Origin of the sequence: Emticicia sp. CRIBPO (genome assembly GCF_009905725.1) — a bacterium.
In the GTDB taxonomy this organism is placed as follows: domain Bacteria; phylum Bacteroidota; class Bacteroidia; order Cytophagales; family Spirosomataceae; genus Leadbetterella.
Map to the genome: position 1 here is coordinate 144818 of NZ_JAAAKV010000006.1, position 26185 is coordinate 171002.

Here is a 26185-nt window from a genome sequence, read left to right on the forward strand (position 1 = left end):
GAATATACTTCTTATTCTCCGCAAGAACAAATAAAGCTTGTGTTTTCAAGCATTTTCTTTACCTATTCTCCGCAATTTATACGGACATTAAAGCACTTATCTCCGCAAACCATACTTCTGCATCCAACCGCCGGAAGATATTCAGAAGTTTAACATCAACTCCTGAGCAACTTTTCTGAACTCCGGCAGCGAGGTTTTCGAAGTGATTTTATTGACTTTCATTCTCAGTATCTTGTTGCCTTTCCGGGCAAAGATCAGGTAGAAATTGCGGCCGTCGGAATGATAAAAGGCTTCATCTCCGAAGTTGTTCATTTTTTCAAATCCCGGGCTTTTTTCATTGGAAAGAGATATCCCCCGGTAGGTTTTCCAGGCTTCGGATTCACTGTTATAATCCTCATATATATAGGCAAAAGCACCGGTTTTGTCAGAAGCATGATCAAGGGACCTGGCATGAAACTCACTTTTACTGACATAGACCTCCACATTCGAGGTGTCTCCGGAGAGCGTCGTAAGAGCGGGCTCACCCAGTATCCTTTCCACCTGCTGCAAGGTGATGAGCACCGGTTGGCCGTGTTTCTGAGCCATGACACCGTTTCCGCACAGCAGCACAACGATAATAAACATGAGATTTTTCATAGGTTTGTTATTTTTTGTTTAAAATCTGACTTCCGATTAAAGCCGCCACCGGCTTCTTATGGGTTTCACCGATCGGCAACATGGTTTCTGCACCTGGTTGCCCTCCAAAGCGGTGATATGGTGCAATACCGACTCTTTTTTTGCCTCTGTTTCTTCTGCCTGATCACCTTCTGAACGGCTTTCAGGAAGCGGTCGAACAAGACAGGTTTCAGCAGGGAATCCACCACGTCAAATTCATAACCTTCCAGGGCATGTTCGCTGACATATGGTACAAGGTTATTTTAAATCTTTCATTCATAAGCCGAAGTTAAATACAATTTGCAAGCTCTGTAAAATTAATCGTATAAAAACCTTCTGAAGATGGCTAAACGCTCAGCGTGGACTGACCAACCGCCTATCCTGCTCCCACTGACCAATCTGCCACACCAGGAAGCCATTCTGTCAAATGACTTTCCTCAGGATATTGGTTCATGTTCTTCATTATGAAATGGGAATTCTTTTACCCGCAGTTTTAAGAAATAGTAACTTATCTGTAAAAATGTTACCGTAAAATAAGATTATAAAAAATCAGGGGGGCGTGGTTTGTAAATCTCCCTGAAAATCCGTAATTTTTAAACACAATATATTAAATATCAACACCCTATGTCTAAGAAAACAATGATAATCATGATGGTCTCATCAGTAATGATGGTGGCTATTCCTGCTCTGGTTTACGTTTTCGATCAGACAGGCAAACGGGAAATTGCCTCACAATCTACGGTACTCTTCAAAGGTGATGTTGTAAACACTGGCAAACAGAATAGTGGTTCTTTTGAAGACGAAAAAAGTATCAGGGCAGCTTTAAAAAGGAAAAACAGGAGCCTCTATCTGCACTCGTTCAAACGGACAAAGGATTCCTCTCAGAAAGGGAAGATTTATACTTACGGCAAGATACAGCCGTCTTATGATGAAAACTCTTTCCATACTTACATCCTGGAAAAGGACGATCGGGTTTCCTTACACCTGGTGGCCCAATCCAAGACCAAAAGAGGCCTGATGCTGGATCATATCAGCTTTACATTTGACGAGGACATCATCGAATATTACCCTTCCAATACCTTCGTCAGGGATGAAACCAAATTCGGGATCATTGAACGGGGAGACATTGTCGTCACCTCTTCTGAACATATCATTCTCTCTAAAATTGCCAGTGCCACAGTCACCAAAGTGAAGTTCGTAGGAGAAAAAGAAGAACTAACCATCGATTTTTCAGAAGAAGACAAACACGCCATCGCCAGAACCCTGAGCGTTTTTAATGAGATTAAGTAGATGAATAAAGGAAAAGGGAGAAAGGAGGATGGAGAAGGGAATTATTCATTCTCCATCCTTCCCGTCCGCCCTGGTGGTCACGCCCGGCGGGCTTTCTCCTTAATCAGTTATAAATAAAGAATCCTGACACCTTCTCCGCAGATTTATTCGGTGTTATCCTGACCCAGTGGGCCGAGAAAGCATCCGGGAATTCATGGTGTTCGTATCCGTTGGCTCTTACTTTGATGGTTTTGTAAGTGCTCCAGGTGTTATTTCCCAAAATATCCACCTCCACTTTAAACTCAATCTCCTGGTTTGACTCATGCTTCAGATGCAGCACTTTTTTGTCAAAGCCTGTCATCAGATAAGGATCTGAAGCCAGTCCGGCTTTCACCGGTGACTCATACCACGGACCACCCCAGCCCTTAGGCTTACCCATCTGCCACAATTCGTCGATATTACCAAACCACAGTCCGGACTGCGGCTGACCATTGCTCCGGTCGTTCTGGTCACTTGCCATCACGAAAAGACCTTTCCAGAAAACAAAATCCGGCACCAGCCTCAGGTGATTGGCGATCGGACGGATACCCATGATATTGCCGCCGTAAGTTAGCGTAGGTAATTCATAAAAAATGCCGTGTACGTCCATCAGGTAACGCTCCGTCTGGGCTTCCCTGATCCGCATCCATTCGGTGTTCCAGGCATGGTCATAAGCATAACTGGCCTTGGGCAGTCTGTAGGTTTTCCAGACACCGTGCTTATAAAACTTCAGGATCACAGAGGCCTTGTCCCATCCCGTGGCATAGATCACATCGCCGTAGGTAGCATTGGACCAGTGTTTTCCGGCCACTTCCACATAGGGGTTCTTATCCAGGATCGTCCATTTTTTACCGTCCCACTGCCCCAGTCTTCCGTCGGCCTGTTTACCCAGGTAATCGTTTTCGTAATAAGAGTTATTGGCTACGATCACTTTACCCGCCTGGGTGAACGCCCCTTTGAAATGCAGGTAAGCGGTTTTCGGTATCTCCAGTTCTTCGGCCACGTTGGCCACCAGTTTTGATTTTAATGAGTACACATTGGTCTCAAACAGCAAGCCTTCCATCGTCAGGAAATAAACCATAGAGTCAGGCTTGGTCAGGTGATCAATGGTCGCCGTCAGTCTGTGCGTCTTGATGTCATCAATGATCCTGACCCTTCCCAACGTGTCGATGGCATAGGGCCCGATGATGGCCTGGTGCGAAGGGTTATGGATATGACGGTTGGCATAAGTCCCAGTATAACTCAGCGGGTGTTTCTGCATGGTCATGTCTTCCGAGATTTCGTAAAGCCCCAGACCTGTGCCCCTGATATGAGCCACATAGCCTACCGCCCAGAGCTTGTTGGCCCAGGGCACCAGGGCACCGATACCTGCTTCTGAACGTTCCTTGTATCCGCTGGACACCGTTAAATTCGGGAAAACCCCTTTGATTTCTATAGGTCTCTGCTGGGCAAATGAGGTGATGGTAACCGTCAGGGCAACAGCCAGGACCTGAACAACTTTTGAAAAATTGATACGCATGATTAATATTTTATGGTTAAGTGTTAATAACCCGGATTCTGGGTAATATTCGGATTGATCTGAATTTCTGCGGTCGGAATCGGCCACAGGTATTGCCGGTCGTTCCAGGTACAAGGGACAATGTTTTTAATGAGCCCTGTTTTTTCCATTTCGCTGAAGTCAGGAATACCATCTTCATCGATTTTCGGGGTTCCGGCAAAAAACCACAGGCCTTTACTGACCACTTTAGCTACCAGCTCTGTAGGGTCAAGCATCCCGTAAATAGGCCTTCCGAGTACCTTCCCGGCCAGTTTCCAGCGGACGATGTCCATATATCTTAAACCTTCGGAAGCCAGCTCAACGCGTCGTTCCATCCGGATGGTCCTTCTCAGTTCCGTCTGATTGGTAGTCGTTACAGCCGGATAAGAGCCTGTCGCCGTCAAAGCCACCTTATAAGCCCTCGCCCTCACCGCATTGACGGCGTCCAGCACCGATTTGTCAATCTCGTTCAGCTCGGTTTTCGCCTCAGCATACATCAGCAATACATCGGCATAGCGGATTATGATCTGTTCAGGTTCTATCATCCTGCCGTTGCTGAGCCATGAATCATCAATTCCCTTTTTCCAGACCAGGCCGTTGAACGAAGCAAACTGGGCATTGGCACGGTTGTCATTGTTGGTCACTTTGGTATTGGTGCTCAGCCTTGTCACCGTCAGGGCGGCAGGATGCGGGTCGTAAATAAAGCCCAGGTGCGGCTGTCCGAATTCCACAATCGTAGCGGTGCAGCGGGGGTCCCTGTTTTTAAAGGGGTTTCTCGGATCATACAGCGGCGACTTGTCAATTGTCAGACCATCTGTACACAGATAAGAGCAAAACAGGTCCCAGGTAGGATTCAAAGCCCCGAAACCGCCGGAGTTTCTTGTGATTTTATCCGAAGTCGGCCCGATCGTCACCTTTGCTTCTATTGACCTTGGAATACCGAAAACGGTTTCCTTTGAATTTTTTGTCGTTTGAAGAAACAAGTTGCCATAGTCGGGATGCAATGAAAACACACCGAGGTCCATACAGGCTTTGGCAGCCTGGGCTGCGGTCTTAAAGTCGCTCACATAAAGGGCCAGACGGGCTTTCAAAGCATACGCCGATCCTTTGGTCACACGTCTCACCGCCGATGTGGCATAATCATTCGGCAATGCCGCCGAAGCAGCATCAAAGTCTTCATATATCTTGGCCAGTACCGTCTTCTTATCTGTTCTTCCTTTGGTATATGCCTCTTCTATGCCGATGACCTCATCGCTGTACACCACATCACCGAAGTGCGTCACCAGGCGGGCATATTGGGCCGCCCGGTGAAAACGGGCCTCAGCCAGGTAGACGTCCAGTTTGGATTGGGCTACTTTTGCCTTCGTTTCTGCACTGTTCAGGGCTGCAATGGCCCTGTTGGCCCTGGCGATGGCTTTATAGCTGTTCTTCCAGAGGTTGGTGGAAGTAGCCCACTGGCTCGTCACCGTTCCGGCCTTGATCGGAGTAAGCGTCGTCCTGTAAAATCCGTCATCAGAAAGGTAATTCACATCCAGGTTGTCTTCGTCCAGTGTCCACCAGTCCAGGCGGTACAGGTCATTCAAAGCCAGCTGTATTTCAACTTCATTTGAGTACCACTTCTCAGAAGAAGGCTGGGCAAGGGGATACAGATCCAGTGAGTTTTGGCAGGAAGAAAAAAACAGGACCCCTGCGGCGATTGCTTTTAATATATATTTTTTCATGATAATCAACTTTAAGTATTTCTTAAAAACCAAGGGTAAAACCACCGATCACTGTCGTCACAATGCCTATGCCCTCAGGATCTGACCCGGTCGGGTACTTGTTTATGCTCAGCACATCCAGGGCCGACACATAAAAACGCACACCATTGGACATGATCTTGCTGGTTACTTTCTGAGGAAGGGTGTAGCCCAGCGTGATGTTTTTCAGACGGAAATATCCGCCGTTAAAAAACCAGAAGTCAGACATCGCCCTGTTCAGGCCTTTGTTGGTTTCCGTATATCTCGGGTATTTGGCCGCCAGGTTTTGCTCCGGTGTATTGTACATACTCCAGGTATTCCCACCATCCAGGTACACCGGAAAAAGACCCCAGTTGGCATTATTATAATCGGTATAATCCATCATATTGGTATTCTGGAAGCCCACGCCCTGGAAAGTAAGGCCGAAATCAAAGCCCCTGTACCCCAGTTTTACGTTACCGCCATAAGTCCATTTAGGAAGAGAACCACCCAAAAACACACGGTCATACTCCGGTGAGATTTTGCCGTCAGGTACCCCGGCAGGTCCGCTGATGTCTTCGTATTTCATATCCCCTACTTTCACATTGCTGCTCAGTTTAGCAGAGTTGTTGACATCTTCCTGGGTCTGGTAAATGCCCAGTGAACGGTATCCGTACCACTCGTCAAACTCGCTGCCTTGTTTTTTGATGCGGTCACCCAGGAACTCCGTACCGCCCAGGTCACCCATGACCGACTTGAACTGCGAGAGATTCACAGAAGCAGAGTATTTAAGTTCGCCGAGTCTGTCTGTCCACGAAAGGTCGAAGTCAAAGCCTTTGGTCGACATCTTCCCGGTGTTCTGGTTCGGGTTTTCAAAGCCCACGAATATCGGGATCTGAAGAGCCAGGAGCATGTCTTTGGTCTGTTTGAAATAAACATCCCCCGTAAAACGCAGACGGTTGTTCAGGAAATTGGCGTCTACCCCAAAGTCGGTAGACTCTGTCTTCTCCCATGAAATATTTTGGATAGCATACTGCACCTGTGCCGCAGTCTGCTGGGAAGTCACCACATTATTCTGATAGAACAAGGCATTGCTGAAGTTCATGATGCCCACAGAAGGGTAATTACCGATCCTTTCATTACCCAAAGCCCCCCACGAAGCTCTCAGTTTCAGGAATGAGACCACATTCTGTTTTGCCAGGAAACCCTCCTCGCTGAGCACCCAACCTACCGATACGGAAGGAAAAACACCCCAGCGATAGTTTGAATTAAACCTTGAAGAACCGTCCCTTCTGATATTGGCTTGTAACAAATACTTGTCTTTGTAACCATAAGTCACCCGGCCGAAAAACGAGCGGTAAGCTGTTTCAAACGCTGTTCCGAAGTTATCCCTTAAGGTGATAGGACCCTGGTCCAGGTAAGGATAGGTGTCAAACAGGTACTGGTCTCTCGAAGCCCCCATAGACTCGCCTTTGAAATAATAGTTTTCATACCCGGCTAATCCGGTGATGTCATGCCCTTTGAAACTTTTCGCGTAATTGGCCAGCAACTGGGTAGTCAGGCTGTAGTTGGTCACCCTGTTTTCATCCAGCCTGGTCGTAATGCCTCCGCCTCCGCCGTTGTCGATCAACGTCGTAATGTATTGATTAGGGTCTGTCGGAGAGAACACGTCTACCCTCTTGTTGAATTTTTTCTGCTGGTTAAAATCAAAAATCGGGGCCAGGACGGCAGAAAACTTCAGGCCTTCAAGCGGCTTAATATCCAGGGCAATCCTGCCGCCAACCTGGTTATACCAGTTCCTGTCTGTTCCGCCATACTTCACTTTACCGTAGATGTTGTCCCCGGCTTTGCCGTCGGCCACTCTCCCGTCGGCCCATTCAGCCGGATAAACCGGTGAGGCAATCCTGATGTTCTGTAAGGGGCTTGGTACGGCAGGGTCCGTGCCTATGGTCCGTTTGAAATTGAAATCCAAAGTCCCGCCTATGAGTTTATTGATCGTAAAGTCATTGTTAGACCTTGCGAAAATCCTGTTGTAGTTTTTGTTATCATAAAACCCGCCTACCTTTTCATACCTCAGGGAGGCATTCGACTTCACAAATTTGGAGCCTCCGATCACACTGATGCTGTGGGCTTCACGGCGGGCCACTTTGTTCAGGGTCATCGCTACCCAGTCGGTATCCGGATACTTGTCAGGATCAGCCCGGTGTTTCTCATTATACCCGTCAAGCAGCTCTTTGGTATAAGTCGGATACTTGTTCGCTCCGTTTCCGGCGTCGTTCCAGCGGAGTTCATTGACGAGCTCCATGTACCTCAGGGCTCCCATTCTTTCGGGAAGTTGCGTAGGCGTATCGAATCCGTTTTCATAGCTATACTGAAGAGAAGCCTGGTCTGTTTTGGCTCTTTTGGTCGTGATCAAAATGACGCCCGAAGCGGCCCTTGATCCGTAAATTGAGGCTGAAGCAGCATCTTTCAGCACAGTAAGGTTTTCTATATCGTTGGGATTGACCTGGTTCACATCACTCACCGGCACCCCGTCCACAATCACCAGCGGATCTGAATTACCAATCGTAGTCACCCCCCTGATCCGTATGGTGGCACTCCCCATGGCTCCGCTGCTGCCGTTACGGGTCACCAATACGCCCGACATACTGCCTTGCAAGGCCTGCGAAACCTGGGTCTCCTTACGCTCCTTGAACATCTCATTGTCTATTGATGAGACGGCCCCCGTAATGTCCTTTTTCTTTTGCGTTCCGTAACCCACCACGATGACCTCGTCAAGGGCCTTCGTATCCACTTTCAGGCTGACATTCAGGTTGGTTTTGTTTCCGACCAGGATCTCCTGCACTTCATATCCCACAAAACTGTAGACCAGCACGGCCTTCTCGTCATTGACCAGGATAGAATAATCCCCGTTACTGTCGGTATTGACACCACGGTTGGTGCCTTTGATGACCACACTCACGCCCGGAAGACCGCCACCATTCTCAGCGTCAGTCACCTTTCCTTTTATCGTAATGCCGGCGATACTGACCAATATCGATCCACTGGTCCTTTCAATGTTCTCACTCAGCTTTTTTTCTTCTTTCTGATATCTTAATATGATCTTCTTGCCTGCCAGGCGGTATTTGATATGCAAAGGATCAAAGAAGTTATCCAGCAGGTCCTTTAATGTTTTATTCTGAACCGTCAGAGATACTTTACGGTCGGCTCCTATAGCGGTAGAACTGTAGACAAATTTCAGGTTGGCTTCCGTTTCGATTTCAGCCAGAACAGACTTGAGCGTTTTTTCTCCCGTCTTGATAGAAATCCTCTTTTCCAACACCTCCTGAGCACTCAGGTCCTTCGCATAAGCCATCCCGACACAGAGCAGGGTCAGGAATATTTGGGCCACTGATATTCTCATAATTTTGAGGAATATTCCATTCTTTTGTAATTTTATTTTCATTACTTTTGATTGTTTTTGATAGATTTTCAGGAATTTAGACAAGAACATCCCCGGCATCTGCGAGAACAGATGTATGAATCTTCCGGGAAAGTACAAGTCGGTGGTGGAGCAAGCACTGCCGACTTATTTTTTGAGGTTTTGTTTAGTTTCTCTTCATAGTCAATTCGGGTTTTAGGGTTTATTTACAGCCCCTGGCATAGATCACGATCTGCCCGTCGGCAATCTCGTAGCGTGCCTGGATCGTCTCACAAATAATATCAATTTTGTCATACAATGGTTCGTTTCCGAAAGTGGCTGTCAGGTTGCATTTGTCCAGCAGCTCGCTGTCAAACACAATTTTCACCCCGTAAGCCTGCTGAAGTTGTGTAAATACGACAGGAATAGGCGTCTCATTAAAATCAAAATTCTTGTTTTCAGGAATAACCGACAGGATCACGGGCTTTTCCACCAGCGTTTTGACCAGTTTGCCCCTTTCTTTTTCAAAAACAGCTTTCTGATTGGGCGTCAGTAAAATCTGCTCAGGATGGTGATTGTTCTTCACATCGGCCTTTTCCTGCTGATATACCGTCACCTGACCTGTTCTGACTGCCACCGAGGTGCTGGCCTCCTGGTGATAAGCCCTGATGTTAAAACTCGTACCGAGTACCTTGGTCACCACCCCTCCGGCATACACCAGGAAAGGATGCTGAGGGTCTTTCTGCACCTCAAAAAAAGCTTCGCCCGTCAGGTTCACCGTCCGGGTCAGGCGTCCGAAATCCCTCGCCACCTGTAGCTTACTTCCCGTTTTCAGGGTCACCACCGTCCCGTCGCTCAGCTTCAGGCTGAGGGGCTCTTTGCCGTTATTTTCCGTTTCGGTAGATTGTGAAAGTACCGGTTTCTCATCGCTGATCGCCGTTTTGATCTCTTTCCTGCCGAGAATCAGGGCCATGGCCAGCAACACGGTTACAGAAGCGGCCACCCTCACCCAGGTAAGCTGATACCACCTGGTCCGGGCCGATGAGGTCTGGAGCAGGATATTTTCAATCCCCTCTTTAATTTTAGCTTCCGGTATGCTGATTTCTTCTATCTCAGAAGCTACCACCAGCGACCGGGCCTCTTCCACCACTGTTTTCTTTTCAGGATGGTCTGCCAGCCAGTCTTCCCAGAAGTGGTTTTCCTCTGATAATGTGCCCAACACCCACTTTCTGAAGTGCAGGTCCTGGACAAAGTCTTCCAATTGATATTTGTTGATATTTTTCATTGTTTCGTTTGAATGTTAGCCCCTGTGCTGTTAGAGACAAAAACCGTCCGGGAATCCTGATTACAGGGTCATTAAAAATGAAATAACGGTACTCATGACCCAGTTTTTTCTTAACAACCGCAGAGCTTCATACACCAGGTTGACCGCCGAGTGGTGATTAATGGTCATGATCTTCGAAATTTCGTCATACTCCAGCTCCTGGTAAAACCTGAGATACAAAGCCTCCCGCTGTCTTTTACTGAGGGTAGCCAGATGGCTTTTCAGTTGCACCAGCGTCTGATGCTCTATTTCGTTTTTGATCAGGTAGGATTCTATATTGAACTGCACTTCAATGTCATGTTCATCTTCCAGGTCTGTCACGTTTTTATGCCAGAAACTCCGGTCTTTTTCTTTGAATAAACGCCTGCGGTAGGAAGAAATCAGGTAGGCTTTTACGGAATGGGGCGTATCGAGCGACTCCCGCCTGTTCCAGAGGTCTATGAAGAAGTCCTGGAGACAGTCCTGGGCGAAATCGCTGTTTCTGACCAGTCTGTTTCCGTAGTTGAGCAAGGCAGGATAATATTGATTCAGAAGATTTTCGAATGCAGTCCTGTCACCTGATTGAAAGGCTTGCCAGGTTTTGGTATCGGTCTGAGCTTTGGGCTCTTGCATCGGAAAAATATTTGCAGAATAAATATCCATTTTTTAACGTCAGAAAACAATTAATTTTTAAGGCTTTTTGCAATATTCCCGGTAAAAATAAAATATTACATAGGTATCAACAGAGAGGCAGCCACCTCTCCGGAATCCTGAAAAAATATCAACTTTTTTTTCTTAAATGTGAAAATTTCCGGAAACCGGGCCCTCAATTCACCTCACTTTTTCAAAAACTTCGCAAAAGGTAGCATTTGACCATAAAATAAAATCCTGTTACCACTTAATAAATATGCTTTGGTTTACTCCTCTTCTTCTTCCAAAATTTGCAGAAGGTATACGCCTTGAAAACTAATTTTAAACATAACAACACCATGCCAGGTCCAGCATTACACCACATGATTGCAGACAGGTTGAAAGCACAGATCTCTCTCAATCAAGGTCTCGGGGAAAACATGACCCCGGCCGATTACGCCGCTCTACAAAACCTTTTGGCTGACCCCAAAAACTTGCCTTACCTCTTCTTCGGAAGCCAGGGGCCCGACTACCTCTTTTTCAACACCAAAGACATGCCCGGCCCCATCGGCGACATCGCCGAGTTCTATTTTGAAGTGGTCGATTTCATCGAAGAATTTAAAAAGACCCTGCTTGCTGTAGTCCCTCAGCCGGTGCTCGATGCCCTCGAAGCTTTCGATGAGGCCGTCGACGAGGTCATTGAAGACTCCGCCCTCCTCAGCGAACTGCAGCAGACTTTTGACGACATCAACAAGCTGCTCGACGGATTCGCCGCCACACTGATCGAGATGGTCAAGAAGTTCGTCTCCGAGTTCAACCTCTTCGACCTGGTCTCGCACCCTTACCGCGACGGCGTGGCCAGCGACGAAAAATGGTGGTGGTTTGACGCCCTGCACTACCGAAAAACCGGGAAATTCGCCGAGGCCCTTCTGAAAGCCACCGACGGCGACCCCAACAGCCCTTTGAGGTTATACGCCCTCGGGTATCTTACGCACTACTGTGCAGACACCGTCGGGCACCCTTATGTCAACCTCGTGTCGGGCGGGCCTTACCGCTCGCATGCCCAGAGGCACAAAACCGGCGAAAACTACCAGGATGTTTTCAATATGAACAACGTGACCGGGCAGGACTGGAACCGCTCTGCCATTCATGCTTTCTATAATTTTAATTTTACGGGACCCATCGACACCGAAAACGAAGAACCGGATCCGTTTACCGTACTGCCCGACGACCTGGCCGAGATGATCGCCAAGACCATCCAGCAGGTGTACCAGGAAGACGCCGACGCAGAAGCGGAATATGGCCCGAAAATCACGGCCGAAGACGTCAACAATGCCTACAGGATTTACTATAAATGGCTGCGGAGCTCTACCGACACCGGTACACTGCCTCCGCCTGTCCCCTATTCGTTCTCGGCTGAGCTCCTGGAAGTCTGGGAGAAAACCATGGACAACCTCGGCGACGCCGGAGATTTCCTCGAAGACGCCGTTGATGAAGCGGGCGACTGGGGTATCCTGAGCATCTTCCTCATCCTGGCGGCCCTCATCATCGCTGCCGTCATGGCCGCAGGGGCTTTGGCCGACGGTATTGCAGGAGCCATCGCCACGCTGGGCACTTCCACCATCCGTGCGGCAGCTTGCCTGATCTACGAGCAGGTGTACAATGCCTACCAGACCTTCAGACTGGCCGTAGCCATGAACGGCCTGGCCTTCCCGATGCAGGAGCACCTGAACGATCCGAGGCTCACGCAGTTTGCCAATCCGGCCAACCTCGACCCGACCGGTGTCAATGCCGTGCCGTTTGTGCCGCACCTGCCTTTGCTCAAATTCGAACCGCAAAGCGTGGAAGAGACCCTTTTCAACCAGGAAAGACACCTGGTTTATCCGTTTACGCTTAATGAAAAAGAACACGTGATGGGCATGCTGAGCAGCTATCTGAACCAGCCTTCCACCCACTATGCGTTCGGCAAAATACCTTTTGAGCCGAAAGACATCCTGGATAAACTGGCTGGACTGACCCCGAGTTTTAACCCTATTGCGAACGACGACGGCACACAGCTCAAAGCCCTGCTGCTGGAAAGAGGCAGCCTCGGCAATGCCATGATCCTCATCGAAAAATGCTTTGAAAGATTCAGTAAAGGCAAAAAGCTGATTGATTTTAACCTGGATGGCGACAGGGGCTATTCTTATCTGTGCTGGACACAGAAACAGTCCTCTACGCCTGATGCCCCCGATTTCCCGAAAGAACTCAGGGTGAATGTGCCCGGCGGAGACCCTTCCGACGACAACATCAACGTCAAATTCAATTTCTTAAAATCTTAAAACATTACAGCTATGTCACTTGAAAATCTGAAAAAAGCCAACGAATACATCAGGCAGCTTCAAAAGCAGCGGGAAGAAAAAGGCCCGCGGCTGAAACAAGCCCTCGCCGGGGAAATGAGAAGATCGCCGGTAAAAGAACGCAAACCACCACGTGAATTCAAAGACAGTTCCTTTCTTTATATCCGCTCGTATGATTCCGACAACGGCTCCCGTCCGGGTCTGAATGTGGCCTACTGGAGATCGCCCGATGTCCGGGTGGCCCCGGTCTCGTCGCTGAACTCCTACACCACCGAACTCGAGGCCGGAAAAGCCTACAGCATCAGGTGTGTGGTGCACAACCGCGGCGATCTGATGGTGCCTTCGGCCAATGTGGAGTTTTACCTCGTTACCCCAAGCCTGGGTTTCGACACCCGATTTGCCCGCAAACTCGGTATGGCCTCCACCTGGGTCGACTGCTACGGTTCGGCCGAGGTCAGCATCCCTTATACCGTACCGGCCTCTGACGCAGGCCACAAATGCCTGTTTGCGAGGGTGTTTTCCTTCTCCCCGCTCGACATCCCGGTGCACACCACCAAGCTCGACCCGAGGGAAGACCGTCACATCGGCCAGCAAAACCTCAACATCGCCGCCCAGGCCAGCCAGATGATCATCAATCTGCTGCACATGCCTGTCGGACAAATGGGCATCGAACTCCGCCCGCTGAGCCGCGAGGCCGTACTGGCCATCAGGCACCCTTCGGCCGCTGATTTCAACATCCTTGAAGGAGAGAAGTTCACGCCGTTCATCGGCAAGTTCAAGTTCGGTTTTGCTGAAAAAATCAGGACGGGCAAGATGGAAGTCAGAAACGGCTCCACCCACATCGAGTTCAACGGCGAAGGCAAGTTCGGTCTCGACGAACAAAAACGGATGCATGCCCGCATGAAAGGCGTTTTTGAAGCCATCAATTCCGGTAAGGCCAAATCATCGCAGTTCAGAAAAGAGCTGGCGGCCCCTCGTGAAATGAACCTTGAAAACACCATGACCCCGCTCAAATTCCAGATCCCTGACATGGGACTGAAAAAAGGCGACATGGCCGGTTTCGAGATCATCTCCACCAACAAAGTCACCGGCGAAGTCACCGGCGGCATCACCCTGCTGGTCATCGGTAAATAAAAACAATCTGTACCATACATCCCCGTAAGCCTCACCAGGTTTTACGGGGATGCTTTGTTTTCCGGCCTCTGCGTTCAATACAAAAAACCATTAAGAAGTAAAGGCCATTAAGAAGACATGAAGTTAATCGACGATACTTCGTCGCAGGAGATTGCCACGAAGGCATCACCTCGAGGAATAATTTTACGCTGTAAAAAAACAATATATAGTGCCGTTCAGTAATCGATGTTGGCCATTCTGGATGTCCCAGAGGGACAAAATATCTGTAAAAAGTGACTTCAACTATGAATTAGCATCCCGGAGGGATGGAATATTTGTGTAAGCTCTTTCTCAGACATATTAAATCCCTCTGGGATTAGATCAGGTGCAGGAGTTGTTTTATTACAGATATTTGATCCCCGCCCGACTTGACCGTCAGGTCGGGCGGGCCTCCGGGATAATAATGAATCTATAGTAAGATTATGGAAAAACGTCAATGGTAGCGGTAGTCGAGAAGCATGCCCCAACGTTAAAAGTTCAGCACAAAATAGAAACCTTGTGATAACGGTTCTCGGCAGCTACGCTGGCAAACTTCGAACTCGCGTTCTCATTTCCCGAAGGGTCGGGACAGGTTATGCTCGAACTGACAACGGGGGACGCTCAAACTGACAAGATAGAGGAGTCCAAACTGACATGCACTTATGTCACCTCGAGCGGAGTCGAGAGGTAACCCAAGCCAACATTTCAGTAGGAAAGTTGTGCACTAATCCTGTGCATGTCTGATAACGGTTCTCGGCAGCTACGCTGGCAAACTTCGAACTCGCGTTCTCATTTGTGCTCGAACTGACAAACTAATGAACATCCAGCGGATCGCCGCCCGAACCAAAATTCTCTGTTTGAGTAAAGCTTAGAATTAAATCAACATTAAGAAGTTAAGCTCATTAAGAATACATTAAGCTAATCGACGATAAAAGAAATAAATAAGAGTGAATTATCCATTGAAAAAATTCTCTGTCTGAGCAAAGCTGTAAATTCCCAATGTTAAAAATTTAGCATCTAATTTACAGATTTGTGAGTTAGAATTTTTGCTGCTTTTTTGCGGAACGCCGCCCGGTTACTTTTTTTCAGCCAAAAAAAAGTAAGGCAAATACATTGCTAAAATACCTAGCTACATTTCCATTCGATAATTGCTAAATTGCAACCAATTTTATACCTTGGACCAAAAAAACAAACAACAAATATGACACATACAACAAAACCATTCCGCATTCATGAAGGCCGTAATATCAAACGTTTCCGTGAGATGCTCGGGATCAAACAGGAAGCCCTGGCCTTTGAACTCGGCGACGAGTGGAACCAGAAGAAAGTCTCTATCCTCGAACAAAAAGAGATCGTAGAGCAATCCATCCTGCAACAAGTATCAGACGTACTCAAAATACCGGTAGACGCATTTAAGAACTTTGATGAAGAGCAAGTGATTAATATTATTTCGAATACTTTTAATACCCACGATCAGTCAAGTGGGATGAATCTATACCCGACAATCAATGTCAACCCCGTTGAAAAGTGGATGGAAGCCGTGGAAGAAAACAAAAAGCTTTACGAACGTTTACTGGCGAGCGAAAGGGAGAAGGTGGCTTTGCTGGAAAGGTTGTTGGGGGAGAAATAGTAAGATATTCATATTATGCTAATAAAAAAGGGAGTCTGGTGAGGATTCCCTTTTTCTTTACCTGCTTACGTTTCTGTGACAGAAAGAGGCTTTAGCAGGTCTGTGTGTTACAAAGTTAGGAGGAAAATTTGAAATTACTATAACCTGCAACTATTATAAAAGGGTAAAGACGAAATAAGTGATTTCAAAAAATACCACTCTCTATATGCGTTGAAAAGGAAATCCGGATAACCCTGCTTTTTTGTTTATAAAGTTTAAAAACAATTTTAAAACGCACACTTAAAAATTGTAGATACTCCATTGCTTTCACCAATTTAAAAATTACCAAGCCTTTTCGTATAATGTGATTTTTTTATTCTAGATTTACATATAATGTTTTCTATCTCAATTAATTAGATAAAGATGTCAGATTATGTCAGTTATATAAAGAGAAACACAAAACCTGTCGAAGATATTAATGATGACTTTATTAATTCTTTTAAATGGCTTTCTAAAGAAATTTATGGAGGTAAAGCTCCGTTGAAATCAAACTCTGTCCAATTCATAATTATAAAAATTCTGGACAGATATGGAAAAACTTATGACATTCAAAAAAGGGATCACTTTGACGTTTATGTTGTGGGAGAATTTCGAAAGACTTTTACACCTGTTTTGAGGGTAGCACAAGCATTTGCAGATTTTTACCTTGAATTCGGATCAATGCCAAATATAATTCCTATTCCTAAGTTGATTTTACAACAAAACAATGATATACTTTATAAACTTAAAAATGGAGTTTTGATCTATGAAAGAAGATGAAATATATTTAGAAATAGCTAAGAGGTATATCAAGAGTTGCGACCACCTCATCAACAATGGAAGCAATCTTCAAGAAGTTATCGGCTTTAAAGCATATCATGCTTTTGAAAGCCTTGGTGGAGCATTTAATTCACATTATGGCCTACATATTCCTAAAGGCCATTTAAAAAAGATTAATGCATTTGTAACAAACTCAAGGCACTGTAAGTATGTTACCTGTCAAAGTATTGCGACTGTTTCGATGCTTTTGTCAAGCAACAGAAATAAATACTTATATCCAGAAAATGTGGGAGGGGTATTTAAGAGTCCCCAAGACCAACTTTCAATGACTGATGCAAAATTAATCGTTTCTAGAGTAAAAGGCATTTTAAAGAATATTGACAAATTGATCTAAACCCTAATTAAAGGAATAACCCTTTGCATCTTCATATTAGTTTTTTAATTTATTGTGATTCAGTGTTTTTTATTGCCTAGCATATGAGTAAAGTTGAAAGAAATGATCCATGTCCTTGTGGAAGTGGCAAGAAATTCAAAAAATGTTGTATCGATATTCTTGGAAATGGATATAAATATAAAATTGAAAACACAGGACAATCAAAATTTACTGAATACCTTAAAAATCATGAATCAGGACACATTCTTGATTCAATTACCTCTCTCCAACTGATTCCAGAAAACTATGGTAAAAATTGCAGAATAGAAAAAATGGCAATTGAAGCCGTAAAAAATCTAAGACATGGAAATTCAGGAAACATAAATGATTTAAATTCAATAATTAAAAATTACCCTAGAGATTTTGAGGAGGATGCTCCTGAAGATTTATTTACTGACAATGTTCAATTCGTTGGAGGAAATTATATTGTAATGCCTGGAATCAATTCTTACTCAGTAGAAATCTTCACTAATTTATCTGAAAGCATATTTAAGAGTAAAAACGATTTTTCTAAAGAATTTAAAAATGAAATTTATGAAGGAGTAGCTTTGATCCTCAACTTGGGAGCGGTTTTGTTTGATAAAGCTAAATTAGATCGTAATCTATTTGTAGAAAACTATGAAAGTAAACTAAGAACCCAAAAACCGTTGTTACATCTTCATTTCACAAAAGATGAGATATTAGACATTTGCGAGGAAAATAATATTAATCCTCAAACAATCGATCATTTTGTGATTGACCCTAATGCTTCAGAATTTTTACACGACCAATCCTATTTATCTCCGTTACTTTTTAAACCCCTTGTTAACTTTGATGAAAAGTATTTTATGATACTCCCATCTTGTCAGATGTCAGCAATTAATGGATACATTCTACAGACCGCAAAGAAATATAATGTGCGAGACATTTTGCGAAACTTATGTCAACAACGGACTTGGATGGATATTTGGTCAGCCTGTGAAAAAATGGGATGGTTTTTAACGAGTATAACTTTGCCAGAAGAGAAAAATAATATTTGTATCAAAGAAGGCGTTTTCGAATTGACAGAGAATATGCTTTGCTATGTTTGTTATGTTTATCCCAATGAACTAAAAAATGTTTATGAATGGTTCGAAGAAGAAAACGAAGATCTGCTGAATGAGGCCTTTCTAAATGAGAGAATTGATGATGTGATAACCAAACTCAAAAAAGAACTAAGTGAATGCCAATTTCTTACTTTAGTTCTAACAAATACAATGGGCGGCGTGGCTGTACTTGAAGTTAATGATCCTCTAGAGGAAGAACAGAGAGTATCATTTAATGTATTTGATTTCTTACATTTAGCATACTCAGGTGAATTGGGAAAATTTGACTTGTGGAAGTACGGTAAAGTGTATGAATCTACATCTAAAAAAATAAAAATACTTTCACTCTCATCAATTGATGCTTACGCCACCTATAAGAACAACGGAGAATCATTTTACCTTTCAGATCAAGCCAACTTTAATTTTCTTTCAATTACACCTGGCAGTGGAGCTAATTTTGTTCGTCAAGCAAAGATAAATTCTGACCTACATGGAGTTTTAAGTCTAATTAATGGATTTTTTGGATTTCAATCTGTACGAAGATACGGAGATCATGCTCCAATTTATAAACCTATTTTTAATCATGTCCCATTTGAATTATTATTAAAATCTTATGATTGTCCCATATGGATTCAAAACTTCCAAGCTAAGAGTGAAAACGATGTTGGTTTTGTTGAATTTACAGTCGACGCTGTGTGCTTTTGGTTGGATAAAGTACAGCCTGCATTAGGTAAGAAACTCAACCTGATTTCACCGTTACTTAATATTGTACTCGAGTTTGAAGATATAATTTTTGATGCTTTTTCATTTAATCTAGTGGATTCAAAGGAGCCTTTTGATTTTAAGATGGTAAGCTCTTTTTCAAACTATACTTTAACATATAAGGTACCAAAAGTCATTCAAAAATTGTTCATTGGTGGAGACAATTCTGGAGAGAGAATTTTGATGAGTGAAATCCTCAGAGGATTCAATTCTATTCCAAATTTAAATATTCCTGATAGCTTTATTGAAGAAAGCCTAAACGCTTATATGCCCCTCGGACAAGCAAAAATGATCCTGATTTTTGATACCCGTAGAGATATGCAACTAGATACTCGATGGCTTTTACCGCCACTCTACATTAGCGATGCAGAAGTAAACTTATTGCTTGATAATTTGCCAGATATAATAGATGTACCGAGACCAATTTCGAAAAATTTTGAATCTGTTGATGAAAAGAAAAGGTTTTGCAATAAGGTTGTTACAAGTCTTGTCCGTCATCTAGTATCAAGATTGAGCGAATTTGACAACAATAGTCTTTTAAGAGATTTGATGTGTGTAAATGAAAGTTTAATTCAAGATAGTAAGTATAGCAAACTAAAAACGTCTGCACAAATTCATTGTTTTGGGAATAATCAGGAGATATTGAAAAAAATTTTCAAAAAAGAAAAAAACCTTCTTCATTCATCCATATCGACAAGATGTCTAATTGAGTTCATTGTTCTAAATCCAGCTACCGGTAAACGCAAGCCAAGTTTTGATCACCTGGATGAGCTATTGACAATAATGAATATAATTATTAATTACGGAATGCTTAGCGACACTCTTCATTTCGGAATGGATGATCCTGAAATAGTTTTATTACCTTCAGGCAGAATCGGAATATCAAAAGAGTTTTATGATGACAAGTTACAGCCGTTCCAGCAAGACAACATAATCGAAAATATAGAAACGCAATTAGAAATATTTTCAAGTCAATTTGATATTTACAGCACTCCGTTAAAGGAAAACGAAGGTACAGACACCTATTTTGAAAAAGTAAATGAAGCTTTTTTGCATGATTGGGGTGTTAAGTACGACGATCTAACGGCGATTTGCTTATGGGCTGCCGAAGAAGCGACAGCTCAAGGGAGTTCAGTAATTTCTATGCTAGAGACTGAGTTGATTACTAAACTCAACAAAATTGGTATTCCATTAAATCAACTTGAAGCTGGATTGAAAAAGCTCAGTTTTAAATATAGAGAGGGAGTAATAAGTGACGGCAACGGATATACCAATGTAGATTATTTCCCTTGGAAGTATAATAGAGAATTTAGCTATGCAAGAAAACCTTTTATTGTATTAGAAACTGAAGAAGGCAGAGGTTATTTCTGGGGAATGAGACATTGCATCTCGGCAGGCAATAGTCTCCATTACCTCCTGAATTCCGGAAGACTATCTGATAGCGGATCAAAAATAAAAAGCCTTCTTGGAGAAATTAATAGAGTAAATGGAAAAAAATTCAGAAATGATGTTCTAAAATGGATAAAAGATAACACAACTTTACTTGTGTGGGATTATGAGCTAACTATTAAACCTGGCGGTCATTTTAATGCGGATAAAGACTATGGAGATTGTGATATCATGGCGTATGACACTATATCAAATCAAGTTTATAATATAGAGTGTAAAAGAACCGAACAAGCTAGAAATATTCATCAAATGAAAAATGAAATGGATGACTATATTGGAAGACCAGGACAGAAAAAAAAGATAGCAAAACATGAAGAAAGAGACAATTGGCTAAAAGCAAATATAAATCAGGTTAAAGATTTTGTTAATGCACAAGAACAACCAACAGTAACATCACTTATCATTACTTCGGAATTAATACCAACTAGATACCTTAGGTCTGAAGAAATCGCTTTACCAATTTTAAGTTTCCGTGAATTAAAAAAAAAGGGACTTCGAGCATTAGAAGAATGCTAATCTCCTTTTTGACTAAATTAATACGTCATTCTACTATAGACCAGATCGTAATAATTCCTCAAAATACCTCTAAGGTCGGAGCAGTGTAATTCTACGTTCGAGCGATGTAAACTTACGTTGGAGCGACGTAAACTTACGTTGGAGCGGCGTAACTCTACGTTGGAGCGATGTAACTTTACGTTGGAGCGGCGTAACTCTACGTTGGAGCGATGTAACTTTACGTTGGACCGATGTAACTTTACGTTGGACCGATGTAACTCGCGACCTGATGATAAACATTAAGAAGTTAAGGTCATTAAGAATACATTAAGCCAATCGACGATAAAAGAAATAAATAAGAGTGAATTATCCAGCGGATCGCCGCACCGGTGAAAAATTCTCTGTTTGAGTAAAGCTGTAAATTCCCAATGTTAAAGGTTTAGTACCTAATTTACAGATTTGTGAGTTAGAATTTTTGCGAAACGTCGCACCGGCGGCTTTTTTTACGGAACGCCGCCCGGTTACTTTTTTCTCTGCCAAGAAAAGTAAAGACGACGAAAAAGAATAAAAAACCAATGAACATCCAAACCAAAATTCTCTGTTTGAGCAAAGCTAAAAATTCCCAATATTAAATTTTCAGCACTTAATTTTTAGATTTGTGAGTTAGAATTTTGAATGTTTTTTTGTTACTTTTTTTCGAAAAAAAGTAAGGCGAAGAAAAGGGTACGCGAAGAACAAGCAAATCTAGGAACTAGTATATCGTCATAACAGCCCCCCTTAAATCTTTATAAACTCTACTCGCCGGTTTTGTGCTTTGCCTTCAGGGGTTTTGTTGTCGGCAACGGGCTCGCTTTCGCCCTTACCTTCCGTCCTGATCCTCTCACTGATGATGCCCAGACTGACCAGTTTCGCTTTTACGGCGTCGGCTCTCTTTTTACTTAGCACCAGGTTTTTTGCCTCTTCCCCGTCGCTGTCGGTATGCCCGACGATCTTCAGGTTGATGGTGGCGTTTTCTTTCAGGCCGTCAGCCAGTTGTCTGATGATCTCCATGCTGTTGGGGGTGATGACATCGCTGTTGGTCGCAAACTGGATGGCTGTGGTGCTGACGCTCCCGTTTTCCATCAGGTCTTTGATGACCTGGCTGCGGTGGTCGATGCCCGCTTCGGCTATCACGACATTGGAAATATAGAAATAATTAAGCTTGCTGTCTGCACTGCCATGCGTGCTGGGACAAAAGAAAAATGAATTGCGGAACAACGGATTGAAAGCCGTAGGCATGTCCACCATCTTAACGCCGTCCACATACAGCCTTATCCTGGTTTTGTTGACCGTGACGGCACATTTGATGACTTTGTTCAGGGGTGTTTTAAAATCCACAGACTGTAAACCCGGCTTGTTGTTCCCATTGTTTTTGGTGCCGAACTTCAACCCGTCAGCAATGCCCTTGTTCGTACTGTGAAACGAAAACACCACGCCCTCTTTCGGGCTCAGCAAGTTACTTATCACAAACGGCTTGGTTCCAAATCCGAAGCTTGCCATCCGGATGGGCACGTCACCCGGAACGATGAGGTCAAACTCTACCGTGAAATGCTCAGGCAACGGTTTTGTTAATTCGGGATTGACCACAGCCCCGTCACTGATTTTCAGGAAACTGTTTTCAAATCCTTTCAATTTTCTTACTTCACCGCTTTTTGTGCTGTTCCATCTGGCAGGGAAATCACCTGCGGCATCTTTTGAAAAATTATCCGTGAATATATTTCTCGTACCAGCCACAAAACCGGTTTCATTTTCTGTTTGCAGTTCTTCTTCCAGTGACGACTGGGCCAGGCCATTAAAAGAAAAGCAGACGGCCATCAGTACGATCATCTTTTTCATATGCATCATTTTATTTTTTTATGTACTCATAACCGCTGACGGCCCCGCTGGCCGAAATACGCTTGACGGCATAACCGTCGCTGTTGTATTCATAAGTGTAAGTATAAACTGTGCTGATCCCCGCGGCATTGGTATAGGTGTCGGTGGTGAAATTATTGACACTGTTGACGGCCACAGAAAAGCCCGGAACAAAGGCAGACTGGGCAGATTTTTTATCATCAAACCCGCTGTAAACATCCCTGAACGAAAGGACGTTGCTGCTGTTGAACCGTTCTCTTTTCACAACATTATTACCATCAGACGATAAAGTATAAACATCTGAAAACTGCAGCACCCCGGCCCCGTTTTTATAGGAAACGGTCACCTGGGTGGGTGTATACTGGAAGGTATAGGAGGACGTTACTGCCCCGTTGCTGACGTTAGTTTCCTCTTCATATTCCATTTTACCCTCGCTGTTATACACATTCCTGATTTTCAGATCTGCCCTGGCGGCATCCTTGTAATCAATGACGGCCCCGGTAACACGCCCTTTGGCATCCAGTTCCTTCACCAGGAAGCTAAATGAAGGGTTGCTGCTTTCATTGCTGCTGGCAAATGCCACCCCGGTAAGATTGTTCTTTTCATCGTAAGTCCAGGTGCGGGTGCCTGTACTCTGAAAGATCTCTTTCGTTAAATAGATTTTCTGTGGTTCGGGATCCTCCCCTTTCTTTTTGCAGGAGAATATGGCCAGTGCAAGGCAAATGATGATTATACTTCGTTTCATTGTATGATTTTTTTATGATTTAAAAGCTTTGTGTTTTGACCGGGGACTAAAACCTGAAGGTCTTCTTTCTCGTGTCTCCGGTAAAGTGATGCACCGGCTTACCCTCTTTGTCCAGTATTACCGTTTCCACGCCATTGACCACGATTGTGACTTTAAACTTATCGAGGTACCAGTTGTCTGCAGCAAAACCGCCTCCTCCGGTGTGCCGCACGTCAATACTTTCAATGTTATGGATGTCGGTATTCGGGGGTAATATTTTCTGGTAATTCGTGGTTGAAAAATTCCTCCAGTTACGGCCGTTATTTACGTTAGACAACATCGTGACATCCGCCGAATTCCTGTACCTGATCACCATGTCCACATTGTCATCACCTCCTCGGAGGTCATCGCCGCCCGTTCCAAAGAGGGCTTTCAGGGTGATCGTGGGCAAAGTTTCCGAACCCGAAACAAGCACGGGAGCAACAACGGCAAAAGACTTTGAATAGCCCTTTTCCTGTCCGTCGGAAGGCCCCCTGTTTTCATACACAAACCGGAACAAAGCCTTTCCGCCTGTGCCTTGCTGATTAACGATATTATAAATAAGGGTACTCCCACCTCTCACGATATTCGCTGTGGCCACCAGCTTTTGCAGATTCCAGTTATCTGCTACGGAAGCCTCCAGGTTATTCAGAGAAGCCCCTGCCCTGCGGTGAAGCTGTATTTCTTTAATTTGAGTAACGATAGTCGTCTGATCCAGTGCCACCCTTATCCTGCGTACAGAATTATTAGGCCAGGTCGCTCTGCCGTTGGCATTCAGCATGACGACATCGGGTTTGCCTTGTATCAGGATGCGTATCTCAAGGCCGTTCTGAAAGTCACGGTGGGCTAAGTCGTCAGCACCTGTCGTGATTTCCAGCTCTACAAAACTTTGTGCCTTACTGATCACAGAGCATGCCATCAGGATCACTAAAAGAGTATTTTTCATTGCATTATTTATTATAAACCCCTGCTTACTTTTTATCAGAAAACTGCATCACAAAATCCTGCCTGCAGGTTTTGCCGTTAAGCGAATATTTAACCCCGATACTCACAGACCTGAACTTCCCTTCCACCTTCGGAACGATCGGCTTATCGGTCTCAAACTGGGCCTGGAAAGGAGCCTCTCCCCTGAGCCCTATAGCCAGGGCAGGGTTTAAAACTGCGTCCATCAGCGTGATGGATTCAACTGCCAGGCTGCATTTTGATTTGTTGTAGACGTTGGTATTTAAAACATAAGCATTCTGCCCCTGGATCAGACTTTTCCTGACAGAAACTGACCCGGCCACCAGGATACTGTTAATGCCATTCTCAGCCACACAATCACACTGACGGGGTTTTGGCCTGACATTGATGACCGTTTCCCTGTAACATACCTGGTCCCTGATCAGACCTGGGTCAATGTCTGTCCTCGAAACGGCAGTTACTTTAAGCGTAACCCTGTAGGCCCTGTCAGACCTGGGAAAGGCATAAGAAAACTGAGGGGCTGTTTCGGAAGACTGTTCGTGTACATAACGCCTGTCGGTTTGGTCATAAACCGAGATGAGGTAGACGTTCTTACAGGTGGGTTTCAGATTGGGGGTATTCACAAACTTAAACCAGACTTCCCTTTCCGCTTCTGGGCTTATTTCAATGCCGTTGGCCAGGTTAATCACATTAAAATTGATGGTAGCGGTAGTTTTACCACTGGCGTGCAGGTAGTTGACCGGGGCGTTTTCATCTGTAAAGCAGCCGCAACGCTGGGCATTTACCATAGTTGTTGAGAAACAAAGGGCGAGAAAGACAATGACGGTTGTTTTCATTTTTGTATTGGTTTTAGTGGCTAAATCAGTTGAGCGGTGTAGTGGTATCGACCCTGAAATGCACCCTGATGTTATGGCGACCTACCTCACCGGTAGCGAAGATGTTTGCCCCCTCAGGAGCCCCTGCGGTCGTCAGATACGGCCCCACGACCAGCTGGCGGCCCAGGGCGGCATTGGCATAGGTTGGTATATCGTTGAGATTGATGACGACGCTTCTGGCCCCGTTCATTTTTTCATTCCATGTAAAATCAGTGGCTAAATCACTTTGTTTGTGGGCAGATCCCAGGTCGGTGTCTACGAGGATAAAAATCCGGCCTTCATTGAATGCTTTCTCGCTGACAATGAACTGTTCCCACTGCCTGCCTCTGCTAAGCGGGGAGATCACCGGGTCCAGGATGACGGGGACGGGGCTGTTATTGAACACGTAATTGGTTAACCTGCTGATGGTTCGCGGAGGGTTCGAAAAAACCAGGGCAGAGTAGCCGTTGTAAGCTGCAATATGACCACGATTGATATGGGCTCCGGGAATCATCTCTCCGTCAGACGCCTTTTTCTCCTGCACCCTCAGGGTCACATTTCCATAAAACTTAGTACAGTCGTTGTTATGGACATTAGAGGAAATTCCGTTAAAACCGACACTGATGCTCTTGGCTTTCTGCACCTCCACCCCGCATATCTTGTAAATGCCTTTGGCATTGGAATTGGGAATTTGTCCGTAAACCGTTACTTCAGGGTTAAATTCCGCACAACTTTTGACGATGGCCACATAACCGGGAGCCACCTTGATGGATGTGCGGGTTGAATTCGTAAATTCAGGAGAGGCCGTTGCCGGATAATAAGTCTTTTTATTTCCCTGGAAATCGGGCTGGTCATAGATCTCTACCCATCCGGCAGTCAGGGCCTGGCCCGCACCGGGGATTCTTGAAATCTGAGAGAATGCACCGTAATTCAGGCACAGCAGCAGGAAAAGGAGGCACTTGAGGTTTTTCATCATTTTTTGGGTTTTGTAGTATCTGTTTTTGTTGGAAATAAGTAAGGTTTGTTGCCTGCCGGTAGCT

General features: G+C 44.7%; 19 protein-coding genes. 8 read left to right on the forward strand and 11 right to left on the reverse strand.

Annotation, left to right across the window (positions count from 1 at the left end; all coding sequences use genetic code 11):
* Positions 1-141 precede the first annotated feature (141 nt).
* A complete protein-coding gene (locus GVN16_RS13785; RefSeq protein ID WP_166564487.1) occupies positions 142-636 on the reverse strand; it encodes a hypothetical protein in 495 nt (164 codons plus the stop codon).
* A gap of 360 nt (positions 637-996) precedes the next feature.
* On the opposite strand from GVN16_RS13785, the gene GVN16_RS26210 reads away from it, so the two are divergent.
* Together GVN16_RS26210 and GVN16_RS13790 are read left to right on the forward strand one after the other, a co-directional pair.
* Positions 997-1122, forward strand: a complete 126-nt coding sequence (locus GVN16_RS26210) for a hypothetical protein (protein WP_255490275.1) — start codon at positions 997-999, stop codon at positions 1120-1122.
* A 156-nt stretch (positions 1123-1278) separates the two neighbouring features.
* Complete coding sequence (locus GVN16_RS13790) at positions 1279-1944, forward strand: hypothetical protein (RefSeq protein ID WP_166564488.1); 666 nt, start codon at positions 1279-1281, stop codon at positions 1942-1944.
* A 103-nt stretch (positions 1945-2047) separates the two neighbouring features.
* Here GVN16_RS13790 and GVN16_RS13795 read toward each other — a convergent pair whose 3' ends face one another.
* From GVN16_RS13795 to GVN16_RS13815, 5 genes are all read right to left on the reverse strand, one after another.
* Positions 2048-3481, reverse strand: coding sequence for a hypothetical protein (locus tag GVN16_RS13795; RefSeq protein WP_205748860.1), 1434 nt, complete (start codon positions 3479-3481; stop codon positions 2048-2050).
* Between the two features lie 23 nt (positions 3482-3504).
* Positions 3505-5220 carry a RagB/SusD family nutrient uptake outer membrane protein gene (locus GVN16_RS13800; RefSeq protein WP_205748861.1) on the reverse strand — a complete coding sequence of 572 codons (1716 nt, stop codon included), beginning with the start codon at positions 5218-5220 and terminating at the stop codon, positions 3505-3507.
* A 22-nt stretch (positions 5221-5242) separates the two neighbouring features.
* Complete coding sequence (locus tag GVN16_RS13805; RefSeq protein ID WP_229244180.1) at positions 5243-8620, reverse strand: TonB-dependent receptor; 3378 nt, start codon at positions 8618-8620, stop codon at positions 5243-5245.
* 220 nt (positions 8621-8840) lie between these two features.
* Positions 8841-9902, reverse strand: a complete 1062-nt coding sequence (locus GVN16_RS13810) for a FecR family protein (RefSeq protein WP_166564490.1) — start codon at positions 9900-9902, stop codon at positions 8841-8843.
* A gap of 60 nt (positions 9903-9962) precedes the next feature.
* Entirely contained in the window at positions 9963-10553 is a 591-nt protein-coding gene (locus tag GVN16_RS13815) for an RNA polymerase sigma factor (RefSeq protein ID WP_166564491.1), read from the reverse strand.
* 356 nt (positions 10554-10909) lie between these two features.
* Here GVN16_RS13815 and GVN16_RS13820 point away from each other — a divergent pair, with 356 nt between their 5' ends.
* From GVN16_RS13820 to GVN16_RS26005, 6 genes are all read left to right on the forward strand, one after another.
* Positions 10910-12871: a zinc dependent phospholipase C family protein gene (locus tag GVN16_RS13820; RefSeq protein ID WP_166564492.1), complete on the forward strand. Its 1962-nt coding sequence runs from the start codon at positions 10910-10912 to the stop codon at positions 12869-12871.
* Positions 12872-12883: 12 nt separating this feature from the next.
* Entirely contained in the window at positions 12884-14023 is a 1140-nt protein-coding gene (locus GVN16_RS13825) for a hypothetical protein (protein ID WP_166564493.1), read from the forward strand.
* A 1219-nt stretch (positions 14024-15242) separates the two neighbouring features.
* The gene (locus GVN16_RS13830; RefSeq protein ID WP_166564494.1) at positions 15243-15671 is read left to right on the forward strand and encodes a helix-turn-helix transcriptional regulator; all 429 of its coding nucleotides are present in this window, start codon (positions 15243-15245) and stop codon (positions 15669-15671) included.
* 402 nt (positions 15672-16073) lie between these two features.
* Positions 16074-16469 (forward strand): hypothetical protein, encoded by a 396-nt coding sequence (locus tag GVN16_RS13835; RefSeq protein WP_166564495.1) that lies wholly within the window; start codon positions 16074-16076, stop codon positions 16467-16469.
* Positions 16456-16863, forward strand: a complete 408-nt coding sequence (locus GVN16_RS13840; RefSeq protein ID WP_166564496.1) for a hypothetical protein — start codon at positions 16456-16458, stop codon at positions 16861-16863. Before GVN16_RS13835 ends, GVN16_RS13840 begins: the two co-directional genes overlap by 14 nt.
* Before the next feature lie 83 nt (positions 16864-16946).
* Positions 16947-20693, forward strand: coding sequence for a YecA family protein (locus tag GVN16_RS26005; RefSeq protein WP_205748862.1), 3747 nt, complete (start codon positions 16947-16949; stop codon positions 20691-20693).
* A gap of 756 nt (positions 20694-21449) precedes the next feature.
* Here GVN16_RS26005 and GVN16_RS13850 read toward each other — a convergent pair.
* The 5 genes from GVN16_RS13850 to GVN16_RS13870 are packed head-to-tail and all read right to left on the reverse strand — an operon-like array spanning position 21450 to position 26121.
* Complete coding sequence (locus GVN16_RS13850) at positions 21450-22547, reverse strand: OmpA family protein (RefSeq protein WP_166564497.1); 1098 nt, start codon at positions 22545-22547, stop codon at positions 21450-21452.
* Between the two features lie 10 nt (positions 22548-22557).
* A complete protein-coding gene (locus GVN16_RS13855; RefSeq protein WP_166564498.1) occupies positions 22558-23310 on the reverse strand; it encodes a hypothetical protein in 753 nt (250 codons plus the stop codon).
* Positions 23311-23356: 46 nt separating this feature from the next.
* Entirely contained in the window at positions 23357-24274 is a 918-nt protein-coding gene (locus tag GVN16_RS13860; protein WP_166564499.1) for a hypothetical protein, read from the reverse strand.
* Positions 24275-24299: 25 nt separating this feature from the next.
* Positions 24300-25127 carry a hypothetical protein gene (locus GVN16_RS13865; protein WP_166564500.1) on the reverse strand — a complete coding sequence of 276 codons (828 nt, stop codon included), beginning with the start codon at positions 25125-25127 and terminating at the stop codon, positions 24300-24302.
* A 25-nt stretch (positions 25128-25152) separates the two neighbouring features.
* Positions 25153-26121: a hypothetical protein gene (locus GVN16_RS13870; RefSeq protein WP_166564501.1), complete on the reverse strand. Its 969-nt coding sequence runs from the start codon at positions 26119-26121 to the stop codon at positions 25153-25155.
* Positions 26122-26185: the final 64 nt, after the last annotated feature.

What these genes read in the sequence shown, in the direction of transcription:
- GVN16_RS13815 (WP_166564491.1), bottom strand. Translation starts at nt 10,553, where the DNA reads ATGCAAGAGCCCAAAGCTCAGACCGATACCAAAACCTGGCAAGCCTTT.
- GVN16_RS13860 (WP_166564499.1), bottom strand. Translation starts at nt 24,274, where the DNA reads ATGAAAAATACTCTTTTAGTGATCCTGATGGCATGCTCTGTGATCAGT.
- GVN16_RS13790 (WP_166564488.1), top strand. Translation starts at nt 1,279, where the DNA reads ATGTCTAAGAAAACAATGATAATCATGATGGTCTCATCAGTAATGATG.
- GVN16_RS13800 (WP_205748861.1), bottom strand. Translation starts at nt 5,220, where the DNA reads ATGAAAAAATATATATTAAAAGCAATCGCCGCAGGGGTCCTGTTTTTT.
- GVN16_RS13865 (WP_166564500.1), bottom strand. Translation starts at nt 25,127, where the DNA reads ATGAAAACAACCGTCATTGTCTTTCTCGCCCTTTGTTTCTCAACAACT.
- GVN16_RS13870 (WP_166564501.1), bottom strand. Translation starts at nt 26,121, where the DNA reads ATGATGAAAAACCTCAAGTGCCTCCTTTTCCTGCTGCTGTGCCTGAAT.
- GVN16_RS13795 (WP_205748860.1), bottom strand. Translation starts at nt 3,481, where the DNA reads ATGCGTATCAATTTTTCAAAAGTTGTTCAGGTCCTGGCTGTTGCCCTG.
- GVN16_RS13835 (WP_166564495.1), top strand. Translation starts at nt 16,074, where the DNA reads ATGTCAGATTATGTCAGTTATATAAAGAGAAACACAAAACCTGTCGAA.
- GVN16_RS13840 (WP_166564496.1), top strand. Translation starts at nt 16,456, where the DNA reads ATGAAAGAAGATGAAATATATTTAGAAATAGCTAAGAGGTATATCAAG.
- GVN16_RS13855 (WP_166564498.1), bottom strand. Translation starts at nt 23,310, where the DNA reads ATGAAACGAAGTATAATCATCATTTGCCTTGCACTGGCCATATTCTCC.
- GVN16_RS26005 (WP_205748862.1), top strand. Translation starts at nt 16,947, where the DNA reads ATGAGTAAAGTTGAAAGAAATGATCCATGTCCTTGTGGAAGTGGCAAG.
- GVN16_RS13825 (WP_166564493.1), top strand. Translation starts at nt 12,884, where the DNA reads ATGTCACTTGAAAATCTGAAAAAAGCCAACGAATACATCAGGCAGCTT.
- GVN16_RS13810 (WP_166564490.1), bottom strand. Translation starts at nt 9,902, where the DNA reads ATGAAAAATATCAACAAATATCAATTGGAAGACTTTGTCCAGGACCTG.
- GVN16_RS13830 (WP_166564494.1), top strand. Translation starts at nt 15,243, where the DNA reads ATGACACATACAACAAAACCATTCCGCATTCATGAAGGCCGTAATATC.
- GVN16_RS26210 (WP_255490275.1), top strand. Translation starts at nt 997, where the DNA reads ATGGCTAAACGCTCAGCGTGGACTGACCAACCGCCTATCCTGCTCCCA.
- GVN16_RS13820 (WP_166564492.1), top strand. Translation starts at nt 10,910, where the DNA reads ATGCCAGGTCCAGCATTACACCACATGATTGCAGACAGGTTGAAAGCA.
- GVN16_RS13785 (WP_166564487.1), bottom strand. Translation starts at nt 636, where the DNA reads ATGAAAAATCTCATGTTTATTATCGTTGTGCTGCTGTGCGGAAACGGT.
- GVN16_RS13850 (WP_166564497.1), bottom strand. Translation starts at nt 22,547, where the DNA reads ATGAAAAAGATGATCGTACTGATGGCCGTCTGCTTTTCTTTTAATGGC.
- GVN16_RS13805 (WP_229244180.1), bottom strand. Translation starts at nt 8,620, where the DNA reads ATGAGAATATCAGTGGCCCAAATATTCCTGACCCTGCTCTGTGTCGGG.